Raw genomic sequence first — 8055 nt, forward strand, 5'->3', positions numbered from 1 at the left:
GCACACATGGGAGCCGTTGGCGGTCAGATAGAACCTTATTACCTGAGTAAGGTAATGGGCACTAGTACCTGCGATATCCTGGTGGCCCCTAATGAAGATTTACATGGAAAACTGATCAATGGTATCTGCGGACAGGTAAATGGATCGGTTATCCCGGGAATGGCAGGTTTAGAGGCCGGACAATCTGCCTTTGGCGACGTATATGCCTGGTTTAAAAACTTAATCAGCTGGCCATTAAATCATCTGTTAACCGAATCTAACCTGATTGATGAAGCAACAGCAATTGCTTTGAAGGCTGAACTGGAAGGCAAAATCATTGCAAACCTAAGCAAACAGGCCGAAGCTTTAGAAGATGATGATTATGCTGAGCTGGCAATAGATTGGTTAAACGGCAGAAGAACGCCCGATGCCAACCAGGAGCTTAAAGGCGCCATTACGGGCTTAGGTTTAGGTACCGATGCACCGCGTTTTTTCCGTGCATTAGCAGCTGCAACCTGTTTTGGGGCCAAGGCCATTGTAGATCGTTTTAAAGAACAGGGCATGCCGGTAAAAGGAATCATCGGTATCGGTGGCGTAGCTAAGAAGTCGCCATACATTATGCAGATGATGGCCGATGTACTCGAAATGCCGATCAGGATCCACCGTTTCGAACATACCTGTGCCTTGGGTGCTGCCATGTTTGCAGCAGTTACCGCTGGTATATACCCAAATATCGAAGCAGCAATGGTTGCCATGGGTACCGGTTTCGAAAAAGAATATCAACCCAATATCAAAAAACAAAAGCTTTACCGTCAGCATTATCAGCAATATTTGGGATTGGGCCGGTATCTGGAGAAATATAATAAAAAAGAAGTTAAACCTTATTTATCATGAGCAATTATCAGGATATAAAAGAACAGGCATATCAGGCCAATATGCAATTGCCAAAATTGGGCCTGGTGTTATTTACTTTCGGTAATGTAAGTGCTGCCGACCGTTCTAAAGGTGTTTTCGCCATTAAACCAAGTGGTGTACCTTATGATGATTTATCGGTAAATGACATGGTAATTGTGGATTTTGAGGGTAATACCGTTGAAGGCAATTTACGCCCCTCATCCGATACCAAAACGCACGCGGTTTTATACAAACATTGGGAGGATATCGGCGGGATTGTACATACCCACTCTACTTACGGCACAGCCTGGGCACAGGCACAAAGCGCGATCCCTATTTTTGGAACCACACATGCAGATCATTTAACAGTTGATATTCCCTGCGCCGCACCAATGGATGATGCGATGATAAAAGGAAATTATGAATACGAAACAGGCTTCCAGATCATGAACCATTTTAAAGATCTGGGTTTGAGTTACAAAGAAGTGGAAATGGTTTTAGTAGGAAACCATGCGCCTTTTACCTGGGGCAAAACAGCTGAAAAAGCAGTTTATAACAGTGCAGTATTGGAAACTGTGGCACAAATGGCCTGGTTAACACAGCAGATTAATCCACAGGTATCGAAGCTGAAAGATTCGTTGATAGAGAAACATTATCAGCGCAAACATGGCGATGGCGCGTATTATGGACAGGACAAGATTAGTCCCTAGTCCCTAGTCCTGAGTCTGAAGTCTTTAGTCTGGAAGCAAAGAAAACTCACAGGTTTCTCCAGCTCATCGCGTCATCCTGAATTTATTTCAGGATCTTATCGCCAAGACTAAATATAGCCATAGTTTAACGTTTGGTGGCTCACCAAACAATTTTAAGTAAATACTATAGATTAACATATTTTATAATCTGATTTGAAAAGCAATGGCAGTATCATTTCGGTTATTGCAGTCCCGCCCCCGCTTCTGCCGATTGAAAAAATCGGCATCCCGCTACGGTCGGGTTTAGCTGGCAACTATTGTTCTGCTATTTAAAGAAAAACCTGTATGGTTTAAAATAAACAAATAACATTTCGGTCTGTGAGGATACAGGCCGAAGAAAAAAATAAAACAACATCATCATGATAGATTTAAAAAAATTAGAGGTTTGGTTTATTACAGGTACACAACATTTGTACGGCGAAGAAACTTTAAAACAAGTGGCAGCACATGCCAGGGAGGTAGCTGATTCGTTAAACCAGAATGGAAATATCTCGGTTTCGGTGGTTTATAAACCAATCGTGAAAACAACTGAAGAGATTTTTGAAACTTTGCAACAGGCCAATATCGATAAAAACTGTATCGGGGTAATTACCTGGATGCATACTTTCTCTCCCGCAAAAATGTGGATCAGGGGTTTAAATGTATTACAGAAACCTTTATTGCATTTGCATACGCAGTTTAACCGCGATATTCCCTGGAATAGCATCGATATGGATTTCATGAACCTGAACCAAAGCGCACATGGCGACCGTGAATTTGGTTTTATGGTTACCCGTATGCGTAAAGACCGTAAAGTGGTGGTTGGGCATTGGCAGGATGAAGAAGTGGCAAAACAGATCGACACATGGAGCCGGGCTGCTGCCGGATGGAACGATTGGCAAGGTGCAAAATTTGTCCGCTTTGGCGATAACATGCGTTTTGTTGCGGTAACCGACGGTGATAAAGTAGAAGCCGAAATGAAATTTGGTTTCTCTGTAAATACCTATGGTATAGGAGACTTAGTGGCTGTAATTAATGAAGTAAGTGAAGGGGCAATTCAGGCTTTATTAAAAGAATACGAAGAAACTTATGAAATGGCTGCAGACTTAAAAGTTGGTGGCGCCAGACATTCATCTGTTTACGAAGCCGCTAAAATAGAACTGGGTTTGAGAAAGTTTTTGGAAGAAGGTGGCTTTAAAGGTTTCTCCGATACGTTTGAAGACCTGCATGGCATGATCCAGTTACCAGGCATAGCAGCTCAGCGTTTAATGGCCGATGGTTATGGATTTGCGGGTGAAGGCGATTGGAAAACAGCCGCTTTGGTACGTGCCTGTAAGGTGATGGGCGCTGGTTTGCCTGGTGGAAATGCTTTTATGGAAGATTATACCTATCATTTTGATCCTGCCAATTCAATGGTGCTGGGTTCGCACATGCTCGAGGTTGATGCTTCTTTAGCCAGCGGTAAAGCCAGTTTGGAAGTTCATCCATTAGGTATAGGCGGTAAAGCCGATCCGGCACGTTTGGTTTTTAATGTATCCGGTGGCGATGCCCTAAATGCATCTTTAATTGATATGGGAAATCGTTTCCGCTTGTTGGTTAACGAAGTAAGCGCTGTTGAAGCTGAGCATGATTTACCTCATTTGCCCGTTGCACGTGTACTCTGGAAACCATTACCAGATATGAAAACGGGTTGTGCAGCATGGATTTATGCCGGTGGGGCGCACCATACCGCTTACAGTCAGAATTTAACAACGGAACACTTATTGGATTTTGCAAATATTGCAGGGCTGGAATATGTGAATATAGGTACGGAGACAAAAATAAACCAGTTCAGAAATGAACTGCATTGGAATGAGGTTTTTTATAAATAGTTTTAGTGACTAATACCACATCCGGAAGCCGATAATTTAAAAATTATCGGCTTTTTTGTTCTCAACAAAATCTTGTTATATAGTCGTCATTTCTACTGGAGTGCAACGAAATGGAGAAATCTATTTATAGATCTCTCCACTGCACTGCATTCCGGTCGAGATGACGGTACTTTTCAAAAGTTATCTGAGTAACTACATACTTACCATCGCTTTAATCACGCCATTTTTGGGATAAAGCCAATTTTTAAACTCCTCTTTTACCTCTTCAAATTGCACCTTGTGTGTAATATAGTTAGTTGGGTTTACCAAACCAGCCTTCATTGATTTAATTACATGTTCGAAATCCTCAATTGTGGCATTTCTGCTGCTCATTAAGGTCGATTCCCTTTTGTGAAATTCGGGGTGGTTAAAAATTAAATCGCCTTTCTGGAGCCCGATCAGCACAAATCTTGCGCCATGGGCCATATAATTAATGGCATTGTTAATGGCTTTTTGATTACCTGTAGCATCAATAACCACTGTAGGCATATCGCCATTGGTAATATTGCTTAATTGTTCGGCAACATCCGAATGAAGCGCATTTACGATATGGGCAACCTTTAATTTCTCTTTACAAAAAGCCAATCGATCTTCGTTAATATCCAAAGCAATCACATTTGCGCCAGCAATGCGGGCAAATTCCATAGTGCCTAAACCTATCGGACCTGCACCAATAACCAAAACAAATTCGCCAGGTTGAACATCGGCCCTGCGTACACCGTGCGCACCTATGGCCAAAGGTTCAACCAATGCCAGTTCATCAAAACTTAATCCTTCGCCATGTAAAAGTGTTTTTGAAGGCACCTGGAGATATTCGCGCATACCGCCATCAACATGTACGCCACAAACCTGCATTTTTACACAACAATTAGGTTTATTCATACGGCATGCGATGCATTCGCCACAGTTGAAATATGGAATAAATGTAACAGCCTCTCCTATTTTAAAGCCATCTGCTCCATCAGCCTCTACCAATTCGGCAGATAATTCGTGCCCTAAAATCCGGGGGTAATTAAAAAAGGGTTGCGTACCTTCAAAAGCATGTAAATCTGTTCCGCAGATACCGATTCTTTTGATTTTTATAATGGAATGGTCTTTTTTTAATTGCGGCTTTTCAGTTTCCGAGTATTCGAAGGTTCCGGGAGTTGTACAGGTAAGGGTTTTCATTTTAATGGTTAACTGGATTGTTAAATAGTTGTATGGTTACATTGTTGGGTGTAGGCCATTAACTGGATTGCTAAATTGTTGTATTGCCACTTTGCTGAGTGCAAAGCGTTAATTTTATTGTTAAAGTGTTGTATCGTCAACTGTAAACTGCTAATTGATAACTGCCAACTGATTATGCGTTCGCTAAAGCCCTATCTAAATGTACATAACCGCCATCAACATGGATAATCTGTCCGGTGGTGTGGCTCGATTTGTTCGACATTAAAAAGGCCGTCATGTTGGCGATTTCTTCGGCAGTGGTCATCCGGTTTTCCAATGGGATTTTTGAGGTAATTTCTTTCAGTTTTTCTGTTGCATCATCAAGGGTTTCTATCCAGGTTTCGTAGGCAGGTGTCCAGCATTCGGCAACAACTACTGCATTTACACGGATACCATATTTTAATAATTCAACGGCCCACTCGCGGGTTAAAGCATTTCTGCCACCATTTGCAGCAGCATAAGCAGATGTATTTCCCTGTCCGGTTTCTGCTGTTTTTGAAGTGATGTTTACGATTGCACCTTTACTTTTAATCAACTCTGGTAAGGCATAATGTGCCATTAAATAATAGTGGACTACATTTTTGTGCAAAGAAGCCATAAAATCCTTGTAATTTCCGCTTTCTAAACCAACTCCATCGTTAACGCCGGCATTGTTTACCAGGCCATCTATCCTGCCAAACTTAGCGATGATTTCGGTAACCACTTTTTCGCAATCTTCCGGATTGGAAAGTTCTGCCACAAATTGTGCTGCATGTTTGCCCAGCGCTGTAATTTCATCAACTACCTTTTGGTTATCTTCTGCTTTTCTGCCAACAATTACAGCAATGGCATCTTCTTTGGCGAATACTTCTGCAATACTGCGGCCAATGCCTTTTGCAGCGCCGGTAATGATGATCACTTTTTCTTTTAACTGTAAATCCATATCTTTTTAATTTAAAGCATTCGTCATGCTGAATTTATTTCAGCATCTTTCTGGTTAGATCCTGAAACGAGTTCAGGATGACGGCACTAATTAGTTAATCATGTTAATTAAATCAATCTTCCTCGATTCGGGTACAACCTTCAAATCGGTTAATTTCCCATCTTTTAAAGTGCCTTCAATAGTGGTTTGATAGGGTGCATAAAGTTTAAAATGCACATCCCAATCCTTGGGCCATGCCGGGAATAAATAGATCTTTTTTCCATCTGTCTGCAGCAGCATTTCCTGTAAACCAATCATACCCGAGCCGCCCCAGTTATGGTCTGGTGCCCAATCGAAGCCAGGACCCCAAAAGGCAGGGAATCTTCTGTTTGAATCTTTCAGTTTTGCTGTGGTTAATTTTGCAGCATCATCTGTTAAACCTAACCTTGCAGCGAAGATATTATCCTGTTTCCAGCCTATATAACTTCGGAATTTAAGCACATCGGTATCGTATTTAAAGGTATTGATAGCGGTATCCAAACCAGATTTACCGGTTCCATAAATCCCCCACGGAAATACTGGGTATAACTGCGGACTCTCTACGTTATTAATCCGTTCCCAAAGTTTTGCCGGGGCAATGGTGGTATGTCCATCAAATGTTCTAAAACTGATTGGTGGAATGGTTTTTAGCATGGCTACCCACGCTGCTTTCTGTTTTTCAGATAAGGCAGATAGCTCAACCAGTCGTTCTAAAACTGTTTTTAATGCAGAAATGGTCGATGTGGAATTATAAGCCATTTTATAAGTCTCGGCACCAGAGCCTGGATACAGCACCAGATGTCCGTTTGCGTCTAAAGCCTTTGCTCCTCTCTGTTTAGCCAGATAAGTATAATGTTCCTTGAAAAAAGTAAGTGAGCTTTCGATCAATGGAAGGTATTTTTCGATGTTATCACCATTAAATCTTTCCGTTTCCAGTATCATCATACAAGACTCTAAAACCGTATCCCATTCATATTCAAGCCAGGCATTATACTCCATTCCTTTGTCGAAATCAGTCGGACGTTTCCATCCATATTCGGCAGGATTCGGCAATCCAAAATTCTCCAGTTGCTCTGTGAAGCTTGCTCCCTTGTGTTTCCATGCAGATTCGGTCCTGATTTCAGCATTCTTTAAAATCTGGAGATAGAAATCAAATTGAGATTTCATCATTCCGAAATCGCCGCTTTTTAACATCGGCCAGTAAACCAGGCGCTGGTTCTGTGCGGTATGTGTGCCTCCTCCCCAATTCCTGAAATCTGGCGTATATTTTAAAGCCGTATCGGTAAGTTGGGGGTCGAAAGTGAATAAACCGCCGTTAAACTTTGTAGGGTATTTTCCAAAAGCATTGCAACCCAGCATGTAGCGGAAAAGTTGGTAGTTTTTAGATGATTGGTTGGCTGGTTCATCTTTGGAATTGATGTAAATAAAACTTTTTTTCCAATATTCGTTCCACCATTTTATGCTCGCTTTTTGATCATTTTTAGTACTTACCTGATTTAACGCCTGCTCCCATTTATTAACCGATTCGGTTACCGAGGTATTTAAAGTAATGCTAATGTGGACTGAATTTGAAGGTTTTTTGCTTTTTAAAGTCCACGCTTTAAAAGGCGTACTTAAATATGTTCCTTCATAATTCCCTGCCGGAACCATATTTTCGCCCTGCATTTTTCCACCGAAAATCAGGTTTTTTAAAGGATTGAACATTTCGGCTTTTCTATCTTCCAAACCTTGCTGTTTTACCGTTACATCGAAAACAGTTTCTGCTTTATTTTGATGATAAAACTGAACTGTATTGTTTTTAAAGGCTATTTTATCTTGTAAAGTTTTTACAATGCCCTGTGGTGCCCATTTATACGAATTTTGGTTATTTTCTTTACCTTTTGTAATGCGATCATCAAAACGCCAGCTCTCGTAGCCTACTTCAGTTATGGTTTTTTGGTTCGATTTAACATCTAAATGGATTACCGGATTAAAAACATCAATCCAAACGTTGATTGTGGTATTTAACTTACCATTTGAACCGGAAATCTGGGCATAACCATCTTTTAAGACCAGTTCCTGTTTAAATGTTTTTCCTTCGAAGGGATTTGGAGACAATTTGAGTTTTACACGACCAAGTTTTAATAAAGTGTTGTTCTCGTCGAAGGTGCCGCTTTTGGATAAATAAAAGTAGATATTGCCTTTTTCTACCCATAAATTGAGGCCGATATCGCCACCACCAACCGGCATTGATTCAGATGAATTGAGGCTTTGAGTGGTCCAGGTAACATTTTTAGGTTCTTTTTCTTGCGAAAAAGCATCTGATGGTATGAACCACAATGACACCAAACAAACAAGGGAATTTAATATGGTTGCAAAAGTTCTTTGTGGTCTTTGTGCCTTCGTGGTCAATTTTATT

At 41.1% G+C, this 8055-nt stretch carries 6 protein-coding genes; 3 read left to right on the forward strand and 3 right to left on the reverse strand.

Features of this window, described 5'->3' with window-relative positions; translation table 11 throughout:
* From B2V92_RS00990 to araA, 3 genes are all read left to right on the forward strand, one after another.
* Positions 1-873: FGGY-family carbohydrate kinase (locus B2V92_RS00990; protein ID WP_293304016.1), on the forward strand; the 873-nt coding region annotated here is incomplete at its 5' end.
* A complete protein-coding gene (locus B2V92_RS00995; RefSeq protein WP_293304018.1) occupies positions 870-1583 on the forward strand; it encodes an L-ribulose-5-phosphate 4-epimerase in 714 nt (237 codons plus the stop codon). The genes B2V92_RS00990 and B2V92_RS00995, both read left to right, overlap by 4 nt.
* A 398-nt stretch (positions 1584-1981) precedes the next feature.
* The gene (gene araA / locus B2V92_RS01000; RefSeq protein ID WP_293304020.1) at positions 1982-3472 is read left to right on the forward strand and encodes an L-arabinose isomerase; all 1491 of its coding nucleotides are present in this window, start codon (positions 1982-1984) and stop codon (positions 3470-3472) included.
* Between the two features lie 192 nt (positions 3473-3664).
* Here the strand turns inward: araA and B2V92_RS01005 are convergent, their stop codons facing one another.
* The 3 genes from B2V92_RS01005 to B2V92_RS01015 form a co-directional block, all read right to left on the reverse strand.
* A complete protein-coding gene (locus tag B2V92_RS01005) occupies positions 3665-4678 on the reverse strand; it encodes a zinc-binding alcohol dehydrogenase family protein (RefSeq protein ID WP_293304022.1) in 1014 nt (337 codons plus the stop codon).
* Positions 4679-4850: 172 nt separating this feature from the next.
* Positions 4851-5639, reverse strand: a complete 789-nt coding sequence (locus B2V92_RS01010) for an SDR family oxidoreductase (protein WP_293304024.1) — start codon at positions 5637-5639, stop codon at positions 4851-4853.
* Positions 5640-5729: 90 nt separating this feature from the next.
* Positions 5730-8054: a DUF5703 domain-containing protein gene (locus B2V92_RS01015; RefSeq protein WP_293304026.1), complete on the reverse strand. Its 2325-nt coding sequence runs from the start codon at positions 8052-8054 to the stop codon at positions 5730-5732.
* Position 8055 lies beyond the last annotated feature (1 nt).

It is taken from the genome of Pedobacter sp. UBA5917, from assembly GCF_002432345.1.
Lineage (GTDB): Bacteria > Bacteroidota > Bacteroidia > Sphingobacteriales > Sphingobacteriaceae > Pedobacter.

What these genes read in the sequence shown, in the direction of transcription:
- B2V92_RS00995 (WP_293304018.1), top strand. Translation starts at nt 870, where the DNA reads ATGAGCAATTATCAGGATATAAAAGAACAGGCATATCAGGCCAATATG.
- araA (WP_293304020.1), top strand. Translation starts at nt 1,982, where the DNA reads ATGATAGATTTAAAAAAATTAGAGGTTTGGTTTATTACAGGTACACAA.
- B2V92_RS01005 (WP_293304022.1), bottom strand. Translation starts at nt 4,678, where the DNA reads ATGAAAACCCTTACCTGTACAACTCCCGGAACCTTCGAATACTCGGAA.
- B2V92_RS01010 (WP_293304024.1), bottom strand. Translation starts at nt 5,639, where the DNA reads ATGGATTTACAGTTAAAAGAAAAAGTGATCATCATTACCGGCGCTGCA.